This is a genomic window from Dactylosporangium sp. NBC_01737 (assembly GCF_035963215.1).
Taxonomy (GTDB): domain Bacteria; phylum Actinomycetota; class Actinomycetes; order Mycobacteriales; family Micromonosporaceae; genus Dactylosporangium.
The window spans coordinates 8571946-8591489 of record NZ_CP109153.1; the positions used below are offsets into that span (position 1 = coordinate 8571946).

Below are 19544 nucleotides of genomic sequence, written 5' to 3' on the forward strand. Positions count from 1 at the left end.
CGGACATGGAGATCCGACCGCTGGTTCGGGAGAAGATGAACCACGAGAACGGCGCGGACGCGCAGCGGCTGGTGCCGTGGCCGGTGCTGAACGCACCGTTCGAAGGCTCCTGGTGCGTGGTCGCCCCGGGCGGCGCGACCGGCACCCACGCGCACCACGAGTACGAGATCTTCATCGCCCTCAGCGGCGAGGCGGTCCTGGACTCCGAGGGCGAGCGCAGCCCGTTCCGGGCCGGGGACATCGTGCACTTCCGCCCCAACACCGCGCACCGCGTCATCAACGAGAGCGACGAGGACTTCCAGCTGTACTGCGTGTGGTGGGACACCGACATGTCGGAGAAGTTCCTGGACAAGCACACCGAGCTGACGGCGAAGGCCTGAGCGGCGATGACGGCACCCGACGGTGGGAAAGGCCGCCCGGTCCTGGTGATCGGCGGCCCGCCCACGACGAATGGCGACCTGCACGTGGGGCACGTCGCCGGGCCGTACGTGGCGGCCGACGTGTGGTCGCGCTACCAGCGCGCGATCGGCCGCGACGTGGTGTTCGCCTCCGGCGGCGACGACAGCCAGACCTACGTCACGACCACCGCCGCCCGGCTCGGCACCACGCCGACCGAGCTCATCACGAAGTCATGGACCCAGATCAGGAGCACGTTCGAGGCGATGGGCATCGCCGTGGACGGCTTCGCGCCGACCGACGACGACTACCGGTCCACCGTGTACGACTACGTGAACCGCCTGCACGCGCTCGGGAAGTTCCGCCTGCGCACGGTACGGCTGCCGTACAGCGAGCGCACCGGCACCTACCTCGTGGAGGGGCTGGTCGGCGGCGACTGCCCGACCTGCCTGGCGGACAGCCGCGGCGGGATCTGCGAGGCCTGCGGCCACTGGATCGACTTCGACGGGCTGCTCGACCCCTGGTCGCTGCTGGACCCGACCGACGAGGTCACCTACCGCGAGGCGGAGATCCTGGTCTTCCCCCTTGAGGAGTACCGGGAGCGGCTCATCGCGTTCCACGAGGAGAAGGCGTCCACGTGGCGGCCGCACCTGGTGCAGCTGATGCGCGAGCTGCTGTCCAAGCCGCTGCCGGACCACCCGATCACGTACCCGGTCGCGTGGGGCCTGCCCGCGCCGTTCCCGGAGACGCCGGGGCAGACCATCAACGCGTGGACCGAGGGCATGCCGGCCTCGATGTACTGCAACCACTACGGCCGGTTGCAGCAGGGCCACCGGCCGCCGAGCACCGACGACGCCTGGCTCGCCGAGCACGACGCGGAGCTCGTGTTCTTCGTCGGCTTCGACAACCTGTTCATCTGGGCGCTGGTGCACATCGCCGAGCTGATGGCGCACGAGGGCCGCTACGTCCTGCCCAGCACCATCCTCACCAACGAGTTCTACGAACTGGACAACGAGAAGTTCTCCACCAGCAAGGGCCACGTCGTGTGGGCCCGGGACCTGGTGGCCGACGTGCCGCGGGACATCGCCCGGTTCTACCTGAACCTCAGCGCCCCGGAGCACGCCCGGACGAACTTCAGCCAGGCGGTGCTCGACAAGGTCGCCGGTGAGCGGCTGGTCGAGCCGTGGAACGAGCTCGGCACGACCCTCGCCAAGCTGGCGGCCGAGGTGGCCGGCGACGGCGAGCGGCTGCCGGTCTCACCGGGGACGCACGCCCGCGTCGCGGCGATGATCTCCCGGTTCAAGGTCTGCTTCGAACTGGACAGCTTCAGCCTGAGCCGGGCCGCAGACCTGGTGGTGCAGCACACCGCACGGCTGCGCGCCGACGCGCAGCTGGCCCTGACCGCGGAGCCCGGCGCGCTGCGGTTCCGGGCGGGCGACCTGTTCCTGCAGACGCGGGCGCTCATCACCTGCGTGTCGCCGATCCTCGTCGACCTCGCCGCCCAGGTGGCCGAGAACGGGGACTTCGAGCCGCGGCTGTCCGCCGACGCGTTCGACGTCACGCACACCACCGCGTTCGCCGTGCCCGGCCTGAGCCTGCGCACCGCGAACGCCGACCACGCCGTCCCGACCAGCATCGTTTGAGGCAGAACATGGCTATCGACACGACACCGTCCACCACTCCCGGCGTCGACCGGCGGTCGAAACTGACCGAACGGCAACTCGTCGCCGCTGGATTCATCACCACCGCCGGCAACGCGTTCCAGATCACCGCGGCCGCCATCATGGTGTTCCGGGCCGACAACACCACCCTGTCGGTCGGCTGGCTGTTCATCGCCGTGTCGATCCCGCAGGTCGTCCTGTCGGTCATGTTCGGCCGGCTGGTGGACCGGATGGACCGCCGCCTGCTGTGCGTCCTGGCCGACCTGGTCAGCGCGGTGACCGCGTTCGCGCTGCCGCTGTGGCTGTGGTTCGGCGGGCCGGTCAGTCTCGGCTCCTACCTGGCGAACTTCCTGCTCGCCGTCACCGCGGCGCTGTTCATGCCGGCCAGCAACGCGCTCGTCAAGGAGCGCGTGCTGGACGGGCGGCTCGGCCGGTTCAACAGCCGCTACGAGATGGGCACGAACTCCGGCATGCTGCTGGCGTCGTCCTCGGCCGGGTTCCTGATCGTCGGGTTCGGCGCGACACCGCTGCTGGTGTTCAACGCGTTCACCTTCGTCGCCTCGGCGATCCTCACCTGGTTCGTCGGCGCCAAACCGAGCGGCGCACCGGCGTCAGACACGACCGCCGAGGACGCCGCGGCGACCACCGGAGCACTGGCGCCGGCGCTGCGGCAGCCGATCAAGCGGCTGGCGCTGCTGTACACCGCCGGCAACGCCAACCTGATGGTCAGCAACGTCATCCTCACCACCATCGTCCTGCAGCACTGGAAGGTGAGCCCCTGGGTGATCGGGGTGGTCGACGCCCTGGCGGGCGTCGGGTTCATCATCGGCGCCGCCTGCTACCCCTGGATCAGTGCCCGTATCAAGGGGTTGCACCTCGCGGTGCTCGGCCAGCTCGGGTGCATGACGATGGTCATCTTCGAGCCGCTGCACTACATCGTGCTGATGTCGGTCATCCCGGTCGCGGCGTTCTGCTTCGCCAACGGGCGCATCGCCGCCCGCACCCTGCTGATGCAGGCCAGCCCCGTGGAGCGGGTCGGTCGCATCTTCGGCGGCGCACAGGCGTTCGGGCTCGCACTCGGGGTGGCCGCCACGGTGGTGCTGTCCGCGGTGGCGGACGCGATCTCCGTGCCCTGGGCGTTCTGGGGCCTGGTCGTGCTCGTCGACGTCATCGCCGTCGGCACCTACCTGAGCCTGCGCAAGCCGCTGTCGGTCGTCGAGCGCACCCCGGAACCCACCGAGCCCACCGAGCCCACCAAGCCCACCAAGCCCACCGAACCTGTGGTCGTCGCGGTCTGATGCCGGACCGGTGCCCGGCCCGGACAGGGCCGGGCACCGCATCCACGAGAGAGGTCATGATGGACGAGCAGTTGACAACCGCGGTCGAGGGTGGGGTCGCCACGTGGGCCTGCCTTCCCGGATTCCCGCCGGCGGTGATCTTCCCGTTCACCCCGCCCGAGCGGTACGGCATGCGCAGCACCTACGAGTTCCAGATGCTCATGTACCGCCCGCTGTACTGGATCGGCAGGGACGGCGGACTGGAGATCGACTTCGATCTGAGCCTCGCCGACGAGCCCGTCTGGGATGAGGACGGGCGCACCGTCAGCATCCGGATCAAGCCCTGGAAGTGGTCCAACGGCGAGACCGTGTGCGCCGACAACGTGATCTTCTGGATGAACATGCTCGCCCGCAAGGGCCCGAAGTTCGGCGCCTACGTCGAGGGGTTCTTCCCGGACAACCTGGTCTCCTACACGAAGGTCGCCGAGGACACGGTGAGCTTCACCTTCGACCAGGTGTACTCGCAGTACTGGGTCCTGATGAACCAGCTGACGATGATCACGCCGATGCCGAAGGCGTGGGACCGCACCGCGGACGGCCCCGCCGACGCCAGCCACGACATCGACCAGGTCGAGGCGGTCTTCGACTACCTGATGGAGCAGAACGGCAGCCCGACCGCCGAGAGCAACGCCCACCGCGTCCTGTGGCCGGACAGCCCGATCTGGAGCGTCGTCAACGGCCCCTGGCGGCTGCGCACGTTCACCGAGCGGGGCGCGGTCACGTTCGTGCCGAACGAGCACTACAGCGGCCCGAACCCGGCGCGGCTCGCGGAGTTCCGGCAGGTGCCGATCGAGACCGACGAGGAGGAGTACGAGCTGCTGCAGGGCGACTCCATCCAGATCGGCTACCTGCCGATGGGGCTGGGCGTCCAGCCCAGCGGCGACCCGACCAAGGGCGGGCCCAACCCCCTGGGCGAGCGCTACGAGCTGGTCCCGCAGGTGCTGTTCAGCCTGCACTTCATGGCGTTGAACTTCTACAACCCCACGATTGCCGGCAAGCTCATCCACCAGCCGTACATCCGGCAGGCGCTGCAGAGCTGCGTCGACCAGGACTACGGCGCGCGGGAGATCTACCAGGGCTACGGCTGGCGCCAGGACGGCCCCGTGCCGAGCCTGCCGGACAGCGACCTGATCTCGCCGCGGCTGCGCAACGGCGGCGTGGTCTGGCCGTTCGACCCGGACCGGGCGCGTGAGCTGCTCACCGCGAACGGCTGGGACACCAGTGTCTCGCCGGCCGTGTGCGTGCGCCCCGGCACCGGCCCCGGCGAGGCCGGCGAGGGCATCCCGGCCGGCACCGAGCTGAGCCTGTCGTTGCGGTACATCGAGGGCCGGCCGGCGCTGACCCGCCTGATGGAGCAGTTCCGCGCCGACGCCGGGAAGGCCGGCATCGAGCTGCGGCTGTCGGAGATCTACGCGTCGGTCCTCGTCGCGCAGGACGGCCCGGGCGCGCCGACGCCGCAGAACCCGCGGTTGTGGGAGCTGTCCTGCTGGAACGGCGGCTGGGTCTACAACCACCCGACCGGCGAGAACCTGTTCCAGAGCGGCGCGGCCTGCAACTTCAGCAACTACCGCGACGAGCGGGCCGACGAGCTCATCGCCGCGACCGTCACCACCGACGACCCGCAGGCGCTCTACGCCTACCAGGACTACATCAGCGAACAGGTGCCGGTCATCTTCACCCCGAACTTCCCGCGCCGGCTGTTCGAGGTCGCCTCGAACCTGCGCGGTTTCACGCCGGTCAACCCGTACGGCCTGATCACCCCGGAGAACTGGTACTACGTCGAGGAGGCGTCGTGAGACCCGTCATTCTCGTGGGCTTCGTGGGCGCCGCGCTGCCCACCCTGCCCGACATCCAGCCCGACCGGTCGGTGATCTTCGTGGAGGAGCCCGACGTCGTGCGCAAGCGGGACGTCCGGGCCAAGGTCGCCGGGTGCCCGACCGTCCGGGACCTCGTCGAGTGGGAGTTCCACCTGCCCGGCAAGGCCGACGAGTTCTACCACGCGCACCGCGACCTGGACCCGGCCGCGGTCATCCCGCTCACGGAGTACGCGACGCCGTTCGCGGCCCGGCTCTCCGAGCGCTACGGCCTGCCCGGCGCGGGCTTCGCCGCGGCGTCGCTGCTGCGGGACAAGGCGTTGCTACGCAACGTCAGCCGCGCCGCGGGGGTCACCAACCCGCGCAGCGTCCGGGTCGAGGGCCCGCACGAGGTGCTCGCGTTCATGCGGTCGGTCGGCGGCCCGATCGTGCTCAAGCCCGCCAACCGGCAGGCGTCGGTCGGCGCGTGGCTGATCCACGACCCGGCCGAGGTGCCGGAGGCCTGGGGGGCCTGCGTCGTGCAGGACGAGGGCGTCTTCGTGCCGGACCGGCCGATGGAACTGCGGATGCTCGCGGAGGAATGCGTGGTGGGGGAGCAGTTCAGCGTCGAGATGCTGGTGCGGGGCGGCGAGGACCTGTTCGTCAACGTCACCCGGGCCCGCCTGGTGCCCGGCCCGATCCCGGCCGAGGCGTCCCACGTCGTCCCCGCCGACACCACCCCGCAGCTCATGGTGCTGCTCGGCGAGCAGACACGGCGGATCGTCGACGCGGTCGGCTTCCGCGACGGCATCGTGCACTGCGAATGGATCGTCAGCGACGGCGTGCCGAACCTCGTGGAGTGCGCCGGCCGGTTCGCCGGTGACGGCATCATCGAGCTGATCGAGCGCGCGTACCCGGTCGACCTGGTGCGCGCGTACTACGCGGTGATGAAGGGCGAGCCGATCCCCGGCCCGCTGCCGGCCGTGGCACAGCGGGGCGCGGCGGTGCGGTTCCTGTCGATCGGCGCCGGCGTCGTGCGCGACGTGCGCGGCGTCGAGGAGGCGGGCCGGGCCGAGGGCGTGTTCCTGTGCGACGTCACCGTCAAGGCGGGGGAGCGGTTCGGCGGGCTGCGCAGCTCGTGGGACCGCGTCGGGGACGTGATGGTCACCGGGGACACCCCGGCCGACGCGCTCCGCCTGGCGGACGCCGCGGCCGCGATGATCGAGATCGACGTCCGCCCGCTCGCCGAGCCCGTCGCGGAGCCGGTCGCCAAGCCCGTCGCGGAGCCGGTCGCCGAGCCCGTCGCCGAGCTGTTCGCGCCGGAGCTGGAGACAGTGGCGCCGTGACGACCCAACATGCCGGGACACTCGTCGCGCGGGCGCGCCTGGACGTGGTCGTCACCGGTCTGTCCTCCGACGCGCACACCTGGAACCTGGTGTACCTGCAGCTGCTGCTCGAGGAGCTCGGCTGCAGGGTCACCAACCTCGGTGGGTGCACGCCGGACGAGGTGATCGTGCGGGAATGCACGGACCGCCGGCCGGACCTGGTGGTGATCGGCAGCCTCAACGGCCACGGCTGCCAGGACGGCGCCCGGCTCATCGCCGCCATGCGGGCCCGCCCCGCACTGGCGGCGACGCCGGTGGTGATCGGCGGGAAGCTCGACGTGGCCGGCGGCGGCGACGGCCACAACGGCAACCGGTTGCTCGCGGCCGGGTTCGACGCCGTGTTCGAGGACACCGGTGGGCTGAACCCCTTTCGCTCGTTCGTGCGGACCCTCGCCGGGCGACCGGCGGCGTCGGTCGGCGCGCGATGACCGCCGTGGCACAGCCGGGGGCACTGCCGGGGATGCTGTCGTTCCCCGCGGCGGACGCCGTCGCCATGCCGCCGGCGCCGTCCTTCGGTGAGGTGGTGGCGGCCTGCCGGGCCCGGGGCGAGCTGGTCGTCCAGCCGAGGATGGGCTTCGCGGACCCGGTCCGCATGCGGCAGGGGCTGCTCGCGACCCGGGGCGCGCGGGCGGCCACCGTCGGCACCATCACCCTGGACAGCTACACGAGGGTCGGCGACCACGACGCGGTGTCCCGGGCGCTCGCCGCCGGCGCCGACCTCAACGGCTACCCCCTGGTCGACGTCGAGGCGTCGGCCACCGGACGGATGCTGGCCGACGTGCTGACACCGGCGTTCCCGGTGCAGGTGCGCCACGGCTCGGCCGATCCCCGCCGGATCGTGCGGACCCTGCTCGAACGGGGCCTGCACGCCACCGAGGGCGGCCCGGTGTCCTACTGCCTGCCCTACAGCCGCATGCCGCTGGGCACCGCCGTGGAGCACTGGCGGCGGGCCTGCGAGATGCTGGCCGCGGCCCGCGACCACGGCCGCGAGCCGCACCTGGAGACCTTCGGCGGCTGCATGATGGGCCAGCTGTGCCCGCCGGCGCTGCTGGTCGCGCTCAGCGTGCTGGAGGGCATGTTCTTCCACCAGCACGGCGTGCGGTGCATCTCCTTCAGCTACGCCCAGCAGACCCATCCGGGGCAGGACGAGGAGGCCGTCGCGGCGTTGCGGCGGCTGATCCGCCGGTACGTGCCGGACGCCCGCACGCACGTCGTCATCTACACCTACATGGGGGTGTTCCCCCGCACCGCGGGCGGCGCGCACGCGCTGATCGCGGAGTCCGCGCGGCTGGCCGTGCGCACCGGGGCCAGCCGGCTCATCGTCAAGACCACCGCCGAGGCGCACCGCATCCCGACCGTGGCCGAGAACGTCGCCGCGCTGGAGCACGCCGCGGCCGTGGCCAGCGACGTCGACGCCCGCGCCCGCATCACGGACACCGGCATCTTCGCGCAGGCCCGCGCCCTGGTGGACAACGTGCTCGCGCTCGACGACGACCTCGGCCGGGCGTTGACGGCCGCGTTCGCCCGCGGCCACCTCGACGTGCCCTTCTGCCTGCACCCGGACAACGCCGGCCGCGCCCGCGGCCACCTGGACCGCGACGGCCGCCTGCAGTGGCAGCGCATCGGCGCGATGCCGCTCGGCGACCTCGTCACCGTGCCGGCCACCGAACCGATGACGTCCGCCGATCTGCTCGACGCCCTGCAGTACGTGCAGCGCACCTACGACGACCGGTTCGACACGCACCGCCCGTACATCACCCCGACGCGAACTTGGGAGAGCCGCATGACAACCACGCCGCTGGACAGCAGCATCACGGCCGGCCAACGCCCGCCCGGCACGCGCGCCCACCTGACCTCACCGGTGACCCAGGCGGCGCTGCGCATCCAGAACGCCATCCTCGCCGGCAGCCGCGAATACCTCAGCACGCTGGGCTTCATGGAGATGATGCCGCCGATCATCGGCCCGGTGACCGATCCCGGCGTGCGCGGCGCCAAGCAGATCGACGTGGACTTCTACGGGCACCGGTACAAGCTCATGACCAGCGTCATCCTGTACAAGCAGGCGTCGCTGCTCGCCTTCGACAAGATCTTCTACGTCGCGCCGAACGTCCGGCTGGAGCCCCTGGAGACCGCGGACACCGGCCGGCACCTGGTCGAGTTCACCCAGATCGACGTCGAGGTCGCCAACGCCACCCGCGAGGACATCCTCGAGGTGGTGCAGGGCCTGCTGCGGCACATCGTGACCTACACGCTGCGCGAGAGCAAGGCAGACCTGGCCGCGCTCGGGCGGGATCCCGACGTGTTCGAGGCGTTGCTGCGCGAGGACTTCGAACGGATCGGCCACCCGGCCGCCGTCGCGCACCTGCGCCGGCTGGCGCACCTGCAGAGCACCGACGCCGAGATCGACTGGGAGGGCGAGCGGCTGATCTCCGAGCAGACCGACCGGCCGTTCTTCATCGTCGACTACCCGAAGGGCTCCCGCGGGTTCACCGACGGCGAGTCCCGCGTCGAGCCGGGCGTGCTGCGCAACTTCGACCTCATCGCCCCGGACGGGTTCGGCGAGCTGTGCAGCGGCGGCGAGCGCGAGTACGAGTACCGGCGCCTCATCGAGCGCATGCGCGAGACGGGGGAGAACCCGGCCAAGTACACCTGGTACCTGGACCTCGCCCGGGAGGGTCTGCTGCCCAGCGCCGGCTTCGGCCTCGGCCTGGAGCGCGTCACCCGCTACCTGGCCGGCCTGAGCGCCGCGTGGCAGGCCAACGCCTATCCCAAGCTGCCCGGGATCGTGTCGCCATGAGCGGGCCGGAGCGAAGCGGAGGAGCCGCGAATCGGTATTGCAGGTTGGGCTCAGGGCGACGCCGGAGCGTAGCGGAGGTGGCGGCGTGAGTGTACTCAAGGCGCCGCAGATGCCCGAGCAGGCGATCCGAGCCCGCGCGCGCGACGCCACCGCCGCCGTGTTCCCCGACCTGGCCGACTACGGCCACGCGCTGTTCGGCGCCACGCCACGGTCCACGGTGGACGCCGACGAGCTCGACCTGGCGCGGGTCGTACCACCGGTGTTCATGCCGCGGCGGCTGGAGCGGATGTTCGACCTCGGCCGCGAACCGCTGCCCGCCGACGCCGCCCTCGGCTGCGAGATCGGCGGGTTCGCCGCACCGCTGCCGGTGTTCCTGTGCGCGTTCGGCTCCACCCAGGTCGCCGGCGGCGGCCTCGGGGTCGCCGCGAGCGCACAGGCCGGCCGGCTCGGCATCCCGATGGTCATCGGCGAGAACGTGGTGCCGATGCACGGCTACGGCCGCGACGCCGGCGAACCGTCGCCGGATCACGGCCTGCTGGGCCGGATCCGGGCCTACGCGGAGGCGGTGCCCGACGGGCTCGGCGGGGTGGTGGTGCAGCAGAGCACCGAGGACGCCGACGCCGAGGTGTGGAACCTGGTGTACAGCGATCCCTTCGCGACCCGGCTGCTCAACAGCGGCCGCCTGGCGTTCGAGCTGAAGGTCGGGCAGGGCGCCAAGCCCGGGCTCGGCGGGATGACGGTGCTGTCGCGCGGGGCGGCCGCGGCCGTGTCGGAGCAGTACGCGATGGACGAGGCGTTCGGCCGCGACACCGGCATGCTCCTGCGGTGCAGCAGCCCCGGCACGTTCACCGAGGAGATCCTGCGCCAGCAGGTGCACCTGATGCGCAACAACTACCCGCGCGCCCGGGTGTGGGTGAAGCTGCACCCGGGCCGCGACGTCGGGCGCGCCGCCGAGGTGGCCTGGACCGCCGGGGCGGACGCGGTCACCGTCGACGGCGCCGAGGGCGGCACCGGCTGGGCGCCGTCGGTGTTCCTGGACCAGGTCGGCCTGCCGCTCGCCGAGTGCCTGCGCCGGGTCGGCAAGCACGACGCCTCCCTGCTGGTCTCCGGCCGGGTCTGGGAGGGCAGCCGGGCGCTGAAGTGCCTGGCGATGGGCGCCTCGGCGGTCGGGCTCGGGCGGGCCGCCCTGATCGCCGTCGATGAGGACGCCGCCGACGGGCTGGTGCGCCTGGTGCGCTGCCTGGAGCTGGAGCTGCGGCTGCTGCTCAGCGCGCTCGGCAAGTACGACATCCGCGAACTGACCGAGGACGACCTGTGGTTTCCCACGACCGTGAAGGAGCCCCACTCATGATCAACTATGACGGCCGGACGTTCCGCGCGGTGCACGCCGACCCGGAGCAGCCGGCATCCTCCGCGGTGTACCGCCAGCGCGGCGACCTGGTCTGGGCGGAGTTCGGCGGTGGCGAGATCCGCCGCGGCTCGCTGACCGGCCTCTGCGGCGACGACGGCACCGTCGACTTCGCGTACACCATGGTCATGGCCGACGGCGCGGTCATCTCCGGCCGCAGCGTCAACACGCCCGAGTTCCTGCCCGACGGGCGGATCCAGCTCAACGAACGCTGGGAACGCTACGGCGAGCACGCCGACAGCGGGTTCTCCGTCATCGTGGAGGTCGTCGAATGACCACCCTCGCGCCCCCGGCGACCCGGGTGGAGCGGGTGGGCCTGATCCTGACCGGCGGCACGGTGGGCTCGCGGCTCACCACCCGCGTCGACGAGACGGTGGTCAGCCTGGCCACCGTCGCGCCGGACGAGGACGAGCCGGCCGGCCTAGGGCTGGTCCGCTCGGCGGTGCCCGACGGGCGGATCATCGAGTTCGCCACGGTGTCGCCGCTCGCGCTGGCCTCGGAGGACATGCGCCCCGACGACTGGCGCAGCATCGCCGCGGCGGTGCGCGCGCACGTCGACGCGGGGCTGCGCCGGGTCGTCATCCTGCACGGCACCGACACGATGTGCTTCACCGCCGCGGCGCTGTCGTTCATGCTGTCCGACCTCGACGTCACGGTGGTCATCACCGGCTCGAACCTGCCGCCGGACCAGGAGCACTCCGACGCGCGCAAGAACATCCACGACGCGCTGCTCGCGGTGCTGGAGCTGCCGCGCGGCGCGTACGTCGTCTTCGCCGGCGGCGCGGACCTGCCCGGCCTGGTCCATCTGGGGACCCAGGTGCGCAAGGTCCGCACGTCCGGGCAGTCGTTCCGCTCGGTCAACCGGCGGCCGGTGGCCAGCGTCTCCGGCGGGTCGCTCACCTGGATCGACCGCTGGCGGCCCGGCAGCCCGTCCGCGGGCGTCCCGGGCGGGTCGCTGTGCGACCCCGACCACGGCGTGCTGTCCTTCCGGCTGTACCCGGGGCTCGACTTCGACGCGATGCACCACGCGCTGCGGGCCGGCGGGTCCCGGGCGGTGGTGATCGAGCTGTACGCGGCGGTGACCGGCCCGAACGTCGCCCTGTCGGACTTCATCAGGAAGTGCCGCGCCGACGGGGTGAACGTGTTCCTCACCGCCTCCGCGCCGGCGACGAAGGGCGCCAACATCTACGACTCGTTCGTCGCGCTGCGCGAGGCGGGCGGCCTGTACCTGCCCGGGATGATCCCGGAGACGGCCATCGTGAAGTGCATGTGGGCGTTGGGCCGCACGAAGGATCCCGAGTCGGTCGCGGAGATCATGTCCACGTCGGTCGCCGGCGAGGTCACCGTCTGAGCGGGTGCCGCCGGCCACGGCCGGCGGCACCGGTCTCACGCCACCACGTCCCGGCGGGCGGTGTGTGTCCTGCCCGCGTTGGCCCGCACCAGCATCCGCCTGGCCGCCGTGAGGTCCGGCCGGGGCTGGACCGTCTCGGGCGCCCGCACGGCGTGTGGCGTGCTGGCCGTGAAGGCACGGACCAGGGTCGACACGCCGTAGCGGCCGGCGCGGTCCGCCCGGGTGAGCAGCCCGCTGTCCACAAGGGACTCCAGCAGCTCGTCGGCCACGTCGGGCGCGACGCCCATGGCGGCGGCAAGTCCGGCGGCGGTCGCCGTCGCCATGCCGGCGCCCGTGTGCGCGACCTGGTGCAGGGCGTGCCGGGCCGCTGGGGTGAGCCGCTGATAGGCGGCGGCGAAGCAGTCCCGGACCCGGATGTCGCCGACACTGAGGCTGGTCATGAGCCGCTCGGCGTCGGCGAGCAACCCGGACAGGTCCGCGACCCGCCACTCCGGCCGGGCGGCGATCCTGCGGCCGACGATGTTGATCGCCAGCGGCAGGTTGCCGCACAGGTCGGCGAGCGTGTCGGCGGCCTCGCGCTCGGCCCGGATCCGCTCGACGCCGGCGAGCCGGCCGATCAGGGTGAGCGACTCGTGCCGGGTGAAGGTGTCCAGGTCGATGCGGTGGACACCGTCCAGCCCGAGCAGGCGGGCGCGGCTGGTCACCACGATCTGGCTCGACGTGGACCGGCCCAGCAGCGGCCGGACCTGCCGCTCGTCGGCGGCGTTCTCCAGCAGCACGAACACCCGCCGCTGCGCCAGCAGCGACCGGAACAGGCCGATCCGCTGCGCCGGGTCGTCGGGGACCAGCGCCGGCGCCACACCCAGCGCGTGCAGGAACCCGCGCACGACGGTGACCGCCGAGGGCGCGCCGGCGGCGGTGCCGCCCAGGTCGGCGTAGAGCTGCCCGTCGGGGAACGCGGCGGACAGGTCGTCGGCGAGCCGCAGCGCGAACGTGGTCTTCCCGACCCCGATCGGCCCGCTGACGATCACGGCGGCGGCGGCCGCGTCGGCCCGGGCGATCACCCGCGCCGCACCGGCAAGGGCGTCGTCGCGGCCCACGAAGGTGCTCGGACCCATCGGCAGCTGGGCCGGCCGGGCCAGCGTCACGCCGGCGGCCTTCGCCGGGGCCGCACGCTCCACTGTGGACGGCACCGGCACGTCCTGCGCGGGCGCCGCCGGCCCTCCTGCGCCGGCGTCACACCCTGCGACGCCGCGAGCTCGTGCCACCGCCGCTGCCAGGCCTCGGGCTCACCTCCGCACGCGGCCACGAACGCCAGGGTCACCGGCAGCGACGGCAGCCGGTGGCCGCTGGCGGCGCTGGAGAGCACGGACGGCGCGAACAGCGCCAGGCGGGCGAGCTTGCGATACCCCGGGTTGCCGGCCCGCTGGCGTAATTCGCGTAGATCGGAGGCGAACTCACCGATCGGGTCGTCCACACTGTCCAACGGTCGTTCCGGCCTGCCCATGCGATCCCCCCTGAACGAGGCAGCGTGATGCTCGCTGCGCGAGTGGCGCGCCTTCAGTTCTGCCCGCCGGCGCTATCCGCGCGGCATCACGGCGCCAACCGGCCGTGATAGGGGCGCCGATAGCGGCGCGATAACGGCCGTGATAGCCGCGGGTTTGGCGCCCTCCATACGTTTGCGCCACTTGCCGGAACGAACGAAGGAAGCCCGCCATGCGCGCTCTGAAGGTCACCAGGATCGCCGCTGCCGTCGCCGCCACCGCGGCGCTGGTGATCGGCGTCGACGTCGCCCAGGCCGATGCCGGCACCGGCACCTCGACGCCGGTCGTCCAGCCGACCGTCAGCCCGACCAGCCCTGGTACCAACAACAACCCGTGGGACTGATCCCGCTGGTCAGCGCCGGCCGGTGACCGTGGCCAGCAGCCGCATGGCCCTGCCGTGTTCGACGTCCATGTTGCGGTCCTGGAATGTGACGATCGCGCGTTCCAGGAGCTCCGCGGCCGCGGCGGGCTCCCCGATCCGGTCCATCAGCCGGGCGAGGTCGACCCGGATCAGCGCCGCACCACCGTGGTCCAGGACCTGCTCGCGGACCGAGAGACCCCGGGTGAACATCTCCCGGGCCTGCGTGAAGCGCCCCATCTCGGCGTTGACCTCACCGAGGTTGCGCAGCAGGTGCCCCTCACCGATCACGTCGCCGCTGCGGCGGACCATCGCCAGCACCTCGGCCAGGATCTGCTCCGCCTGCGCGCTCTCCCCGCGCTGCGCCAGGACCTGCGCCATGCGCCGCAGTGCCTGCGCCTGACCGCCGACGTACCCCGCCGAACGGTAGATCTCCAGGGCCTCTTCCAGCTCCGCATGGGCGATCGCACTGTCGCCGCGGCGCATCCGGATGTGCGCCCGCTGGGTCAGCACGGAGGCCCGGCCCACGATGTCACCGACCCGGTCGAAGTCCCGCAACGCCGACTGGTAACCGTCCAGCGCGTCGTCGTCGGCGCCGCGCTGGCGGTCGAGCAGCCCCAGATCCCGCTGGCACATGGCCAGGCCGTGCCGGTCGTCGAGCTGCCGGAACAGCGTCACCGCGCGTTGCAGCGAGGCGCGGGCCTGGTCCGGCTGGCCGCGGCTGATGTGCAGGGTGCCCAGCGAGCCGAGCAGCACCGCGGTGCCCCGGGTGTTGCCGGCCCGGCCGGTCGCCACGAGCGCCTGCCGGTGGCTCTTCTCCCACTGGTCGAGATAGCCGCGCGCCTCGAACAGGGTCACCAGGGTCGCGGCCAGGTCCCAGCACAGCTCGTGCAGGTGCGCGGCGGCGGCCTGCTCGACGGCGGTGCACAGGTTGACGTGCTCGCTGTCCATCCATTCCAGTGGATCTGCGAGGACCTGCTCCACGTACGTGGGCGGCGGCTGCCATCGCGGCGCCGAACCGTGCAATATCGTGAAGTCGCCACCGTAGATCTTGCGGTGCGCCTGCTCGGCGATCGCGAGCCAGCCGCCGATCATCCGCGTCTGCGAGGCCGACCGCACCGCCTCGTCGTCGAGCGCCTCCAACTGTTCCCGGGCGAACACGCGGATGATCTCGTGGAACCGGTAGCGGAACTCGCCGGTGGGCTCGACCGCGACGACCTCGAGCATCTGCACGTCGACCAGCGGCTCGAGCAGGTCGGAGGGGAACGGCCGGCGGTCGTCGAGGGCCGCGCCGGCCAGCCAGCCCGGCATGGTCGGGCCCTCCGCGAGGCTGAGCAGCCGCAGGAGCTGCCGCACGGGGCGGGCGAGTCCGTCGTGGGTCAGCGACAGGCTGGCCCGGATCGTCATCTCGCCGTGCGCGAGCTCGTCGAGGCGGTGCCGTTCGTTCGCCAGCCGCTGCACCATCGACGCCAGCGACCAGTGGGGGCGCGCGGCCAGCCGGGCCGCGATGATCCGTAACGCCAGCGGCAGGCCGCCGACGGTGCGCACCAGCGCGACCGCGGCCTGCGACTCCTTGGCGACCCGGGCCTCGCCGATCACCCGCCCGAGCAGCTGCAGCGCCTGCGCGGTGTCGAGGATGTCCAGCTCCAGCTGATGCGCGCCGGGCAGCCCGGTCAGCCGCACCCGGCTGGTGACCAGCACCGCGCAGCTCTCGCTGCCGGGCAGCAGCGGCATGATCTGGTGCTCCGACGCGGCGTCGTCGAGGACCACCAGGACGCGCCGCTGCGCCAGCAGGTTGCGGTACATCTCGGCGCGCTCGTCCAGGTCGTCGGGGATCATCGGGCCGGGGATGCCCAGCGCGCGCAGGAACCGGCCGAGCACCTCGACCGCCTCCACCGGCACGGCCCGGGTGCCGCCCAGGTCGCAGTACAGCTGACCGGTCGGGAAGTGCTCCCGTCCGAGGCGGTGCGCGACATGCGTGGCGAGGGTGGTCTTGCCGACGCCGGGCATCCCGACGATCACCACGACGCCCATGGCCCGTCGCGCGTGCGCGCCGGTGAGCGCCTCCTCCGCGGCGTCGATGAGGTCGTCGCGGCCCACGAAGTCGGCGGTGTCCGCCGGCAGCTGGTGCGGCTGCTCCACCCGGACCGCGTTCGCGCCGGCCGTCGCGAACAGCTCGACCGTCTCGCGCTCGGCGACGTCGTGCAGCGCGCCGGTCCCGGCCAGGATCGCCGCCTCCAGGTTGCGCAGGTAGTCGCCCGGGGTCAGGCCCAGCTCCTCGATGAGCAGATCCCGGCCGGTGCGGTACACGTCGAGGGCCTCGGCCTGGCGGCCGGAGCGGTACAGCGCCAGCATGAGCTGCCCGCGCAGCCGCTCCCGCAGTGGATGCTCGTGGACGAGCCGGCCGATCTCACCCACCAGCTGGTGGTGCCGGCCGAGGTCGAGCTCCAGGTCAAGGTAGGTCTCGACGGCGTTGAGCCGGTCCTCGTCGATGCGCAGCGCCTTGGCCCGCAGCGCGTCGCTGGGGATCCCGGTGAGAAACGGGCCCCGCCACAGCGCGACCGCGGACCGCAGCCGCTCCGCCGCCTCGGCCTTCGCGCCGGTGCCGGCGAGCGCCCGCGCCTCGGCCACGAGCCGGTTGAAGATGTGCAGGTCGATGGTGTCGTCGGTGGCCCGCATCAGGTAGCCGGGCGGCCTGGTCGCGATCGATGCCTGGATGCCCGCGTCGGCGAAGTTCCTGCGCAGCCGCGACACGCAGATCTGGATCTGGGTCCGTGCTGTGTCCGGCGGGTCCTCGTTCCAGATCAGGTCCACCAGGTGATCGCTGCCGACCACCCGGTTGATCTCCATGAGCAGCGCGGCGAGCACCACCTCCTGCCGCCCCGGCGGCACGCGCACGGGCCCGTCGCGGCCGGTGACCTCCAAGGGCCCGAGCACCCGGAAGTCGATCTGCGCCTTCCCCGGCAGACCCGCTACCGGGGAACGATCACGTATCTCCACGGTGACGGCGCCTTCACAGATATCGGGGAACGTTGATGTAACGGTCGCCTTCGAATTGCCCGCTGTCTATCACGCGAAGGTCGCTCGATTCAGGCCGGACGAGGGTTGCGCGACGACGATCCGCACCTTTAAGGTGCCCCGTTTTGCCGGGTTGCGGGCCCGGTCCGCGCCGCGGACGGGCGCCATACGGCGGAGCGCCACCTGGCGTTTCCCCGCCTGCGCGGTGTCTGTGGATGGACTTGCAAGAGACGCGCCGCAACAGCCGCCCGAAGCATGACAACACCATAGTGCGTCGATGCGTTCCGCGGTGTCCCGAACCACGCAGCGTGATCGCGCGCCGAAAAGTGGTAATGGATCACGACCGGCCCGCATCTACACCGGCGACGAGGCTGCCGCCGGCAAGGCGCGCCGCCAGCAGCACGATCCGGGCGCCCTGCGCGACGCCTCCACCCGCGCCGCCAACAACGCCAACCAGCAGGAGCAGGTGTCCGCCTCGTAACCCCGCACCAGACCCCGGCCGGCGACGGCCAGATCGCCGCCGGCCGGGGTGCTGTCAGCGGACGCCGGGCCCGCGGTGATGGGCCAGGGCGGCCGTGACGGCGTCGGCCGACGTGCCCAGCCCGGCGAGCGGCGCGAGGTTGAACGAACCGTCCTCGCCGACCTGCGGCGTGAAGTTCGGGTCGAAGCGGAGCGGTGAGTCCGGCACCAGGCGCCCGACGACGGTGGGCCCGGTGTCCGTGCGCTGCTCGACGGCGACGGCGCTGACCTGGTTCCAGGGACACCCGCTCAGGCGATGCGCCCGGCGATAGGTGATCCCCTGACTGTCGATGCGGAGCGAGCGGGCGGTCAGCTGCACGATGTAGCCGATGAGGCCGACCGGGACCAACGCGGCGCCGGGTACGCCGATCACGGCGCCCCCGATCTCCGACTTCGTGGTCTGGGTGATGAGGACGCCGATCCCGTAGAGCAGCAGGCCGATCGGGATCGCGGCGAGGCTCCAGGTCCGCGTGGCCAGCGGGAGCCGCCCGGTGGCGTTGCGGAAGGTGACGCCGACGTCGGGCGCGACCTGCGCGACGAGTGGCGCGGCGGCCGGTGCCGGCGAGACAGGGTGATGCACCTGCTGCGCCGCAGGTGTTGCGGCGAGGACCGGCTCAGGCCGGGCCGCCGGGGTCGGCACCGGTCCGGGGCGCAGGGAGGGCGTCGTCACCGGCTCGGGCCGGCGCGCCGGGGTGGTGACCGGTTCGGGGCGCGGTGGGGGCGTCGTCACCGGTTCGGCCCGGCGCGGCGGGGTGGTGACCCGTTCGGGACGTGGCGCCGCAGTCGCGGTGCCGGCGCGCAGGCTGCCGCTGGCCACCACCAGCTCCGGCTGCTCGATGACGACCGGGGCGATGCCGAACGCCTGGTGCAGCAGCGTCGCGCACAGCGGCATCCGGCTCGAACCGCCGACCAGGAACACCCCGGCGAGGTCGGCCGGGCGCACGCCGGCCTCGCGCAGCGCGATGCGGGTCGCCGCGACCGTGCGGTCCAGCAGCGGCCGGGCCAGCGTCTCGAGTTGCTCCCGGCCGAGCGTCGTGTCGGTCTCCAGCAGCGGGATGAAGAACGAGGTCTTCGCCGCCCGCGACAGCATCTCCTTGCCGGCGCGGGCCTCGTCCCACATGGTCCGGGCGGCGCGGCGGTCGGCGTCGGTGGCCGGGCTGCTCAACCGCCTCCACGTGGCGGCGTCGGTGCCGCCGTGGACGGCGCCCAGGTAGGCGAACACGGCCGCGTCGACGTCCAGACCGCCCGCGTCGAGGATGCCCTCCGCGGCCAGGACCTCGAACCCGCCGCCCGTGCCGCGGACCACGGAGGCGTCGAACGTGCCGGCGCCGAAGTCGTACACGGCCACGCAGCCGCCGGGTGGCACCTCGTTGCCGAGGACGGTGACGAAGTAGGTCGCCGCCGCCACCGGCTCCGGCACCAGCGTCACGGCGGTGAGCCCGGCCGAGCGGGCCGCCGCCAGGAGCACGTCGCGGCGCCGGCCGCCCCACCCGGCCGGATACGTCAGGACCGTCGCGGTGGCCGGGCGGCCCGCGGTGCGCTGTGCCTCCTCGTCCACGCGGCGGAGCACGGCGGCGATGAGATCGGGCACGGCGACCTCGGCGCCGCCGAGCAGCACCTCGCCGTCGTCGATCCGCTTCTTCGGGTTGGGCTCGAACGACGCCGGCGATCCGCGCCCCACGTGCTGCGCGTCGCGGCCCACGAGCAGCGCCCCGGAGTCGTCCCGGCAGACCGCGGAGGGCAGCACCGGTGTGCCGTCGAAGAGCAGCGGCCGGGTCTGCCCGTCACCGGTGTCGAGGACCGCCACCGTGCTCGATGTGCCGAAGTCGATGCCCAGCCGCAACTCGATCACCACTCCTGGTCCAGACGGGTCCGGTCGCGTCGGCGCGAGTGCGTCGGCAGCGGCATCGTATGGACCGCCCGATCGGCGGGCAATCGAGCGAACCGCCGCACTGCCGCGGCAATCGGCTCGTGTCA

Annotated in this window: 16 protein-coding genes; 12 read left to right on the forward strand and 4 right to left on the reverse strand. The window is 72.5% G+C overall.

Going from position 1 to position 19544, the window contains the following annotated elements; genetic code table 11:
* The first annotated feature begins 5 nt into the window (after nucleotides 1–5).
* The 10 genes from OHA72_RS38810 (at nucleotide 6) to OHA72_RS38855 (ending at nucleotide 12128) form a co-directional block, all read left to right on the forward strand.
* Entirely contained in the window at nucleotides 6–380 is a 375-nt protein-coding gene (locus OHA72_RS38810; protein ID WP_327001056.1) for a cupin domain-containing protein, read from the forward strand.
* 6 nt (nucleotides 381–386) lie between these two features.
* Nucleotides 387–2039, forward strand: coding sequence for a class I tRNA ligase family protein (locus tag OHA72_RS38815; RefSeq protein ID WP_327001057.1), 1653 nt, complete (start codon nucleotides 387–389; stop codon nucleotides 2037–2039).
* Between the two features lie 8 nt (nucleotides 2040–2047).
* Nucleotides 2048–3355 carry an MFS transporter gene (locus OHA72_RS38820; protein ID WP_327001058.1) on the forward strand — a complete coding sequence of 436 codons (1308 nt, stop codon included), beginning with the start codon at nucleotides 2048–2050 and terminating at the stop codon, nucleotides 3353–3355.
* Nucleotides 3356–3414: 59 nt separating this feature from the next.
* On the forward strand, nucleotides 3415–5190 hold the full coding sequence (locus OHA72_RS38825) for an ABC transporter substrate-binding protein (RefSeq protein WP_327001059.1): 1776 nt from the start codon (nucleotides 3415–3417) through the stop codon (nucleotides 5188–5190).
* Entirely contained in the window at nucleotides 5187–6533 is a 1347-nt protein-coding gene (locus OHA72_RS38830) for an ATP-grasp domain-containing protein (RefSeq protein ID WP_327001060.1), read from the forward strand. The genes OHA72_RS38825 and OHA72_RS38830 overlap by 4 nt, the downstream gene beginning before the upstream one ends.
* A complete protein-coding gene (locus OHA72_RS38835) occupies nucleotides 6530–7000 on the forward strand; it encodes a cobalamin B12-binding domain-containing protein (protein ID WP_327001061.1) in 471 nt (156 codons plus the stop codon). The genes OHA72_RS38830 and OHA72_RS38835 overlap by 4 nt, the downstream gene beginning before the upstream one ends.
* Nucleotides 6997–9369, forward strand: a complete 2373-nt coding sequence (locus OHA72_RS38840) for an amino acid--tRNA ligase-related protein (RefSeq protein WP_327001062.1) — start codon at nucleotides 6997–6999, stop codon at nucleotides 9367–9369. The genes OHA72_RS38835 and OHA72_RS38840 overlap by 4 nt, the downstream gene beginning before the upstream one ends.
* 85 nt (nucleotides 9370–9454) lie before the next feature.
* A complete protein-coding gene (locus OHA72_RS38845; protein WP_327001063.1) occupies nucleotides 9455–10720 on the forward strand; it encodes a glutamate synthase-related protein in 1266 nt (421 codons plus the stop codon).
* Nucleotides 10717–11052 carry an avidin-fold protein gene (locus OHA72_RS38850; protein WP_327001064.1) on the forward strand — a complete coding sequence of 112 codons (336 nt, stop codon included), beginning with the start codon at nucleotides 10717–10719 and terminating at the stop codon, nucleotides 11050–11052. Before OHA72_RS38845 ends, OHA72_RS38850 begins: the two co-directional genes overlap by 4 nt.
* Nucleotides 11049–12128: an asparaginase gene (locus tag OHA72_RS38855; RefSeq protein ID WP_327001065.1), complete on the forward strand. Its 1080-nt coding sequence runs from the start codon at nucleotides 11049–11051 to the stop codon at nucleotides 12126–12128. The genes OHA72_RS38850 and OHA72_RS38855 overlap by 4 nt, the downstream gene beginning before the upstream one ends.
* A 35-nt stretch (nucleotides 12129–12163) precedes the next feature.
* On the opposite strand, the gene OHA72_RS38860 is transcribed toward OHA72_RS38855, so the two are convergent.
* Both OHA72_RS38860 and OHA72_RS38865 read right to left on the reverse strand, forming a co-directional pair.
* Nucleotides 12164–13321, reverse strand: coding sequence for a hypothetical protein (locus OHA72_RS38860; protein WP_327001066.1), 1158 nt, complete (start codon nucleotides 13319–13321; stop codon nucleotides 12164–12166).
* Complete coding sequence (locus OHA72_RS38865) at nucleotides 13273–13605, reverse strand: hypothetical protein (RefSeq protein WP_327001067.1); 333 nt, start codon at nucleotides 13603–13605, stop codon at nucleotides 13273–13275. Before OHA72_RS38865 ends, OHA72_RS38860 begins: the two co-directional genes overlap by 49 nt.
* A 239-nt stretch (nucleotides 13606–13844) precedes the next feature.
* Between OHA72_RS38865 and OHA72_RS38870 the strand changes: the two genes are divergently transcribed.
* A complete protein-coding gene (locus OHA72_RS38870; protein ID WP_327001068.1) occupies nucleotides 13845–14015 on the forward strand; it encodes a hypothetical protein in 171 nt (56 codons plus the stop codon).
* A gap of 9 nt (nucleotides 14016–14024) precedes the next feature.
* On the opposite strand, the gene OHA72_RS38875 is transcribed toward OHA72_RS38870, so the two are convergent.
* Nucleotides 14025–17030, reverse strand: coding sequence for an AfsR/SARP family transcriptional regulator (locus OHA72_RS38875; RefSeq protein WP_327001069.1), 3006 nt, complete (start codon nucleotides 17028–17030; stop codon nucleotides 14025–14027).
* Nucleotides 17031–17325: 295 nt separating this feature from the next.
* Here OHA72_RS38875 and OHA72_RS38880 point away from each other — a divergent pair, with 295 nt between their 5' ends.
* Nucleotides 17326–17529 carry a hypothetical protein gene (locus OHA72_RS38880; RefSeq protein WP_327001070.1) on the forward strand — a complete coding sequence of 68 codons (204 nt, stop codon included), beginning with the start codon at nucleotides 17326–17328 and terminating at the stop codon, nucleotides 17527–17529.
* Nucleotides 17530–17583: 54 nt separating this feature from the next.
* Here the strand turns inward: OHA72_RS38880 and OHA72_RS38885 are convergent, their stop codons facing one another.
* Complete coding sequence (locus OHA72_RS38885; RefSeq protein ID WP_327001071.1) at nucleotides 17584–19419, reverse strand: Hsp70 family protein; 1836 nt, start codon at nucleotides 19417–19419, stop codon at nucleotides 17584–17586.
* Nucleotides 19420–19544: the final 125 nt, after the last annotated feature.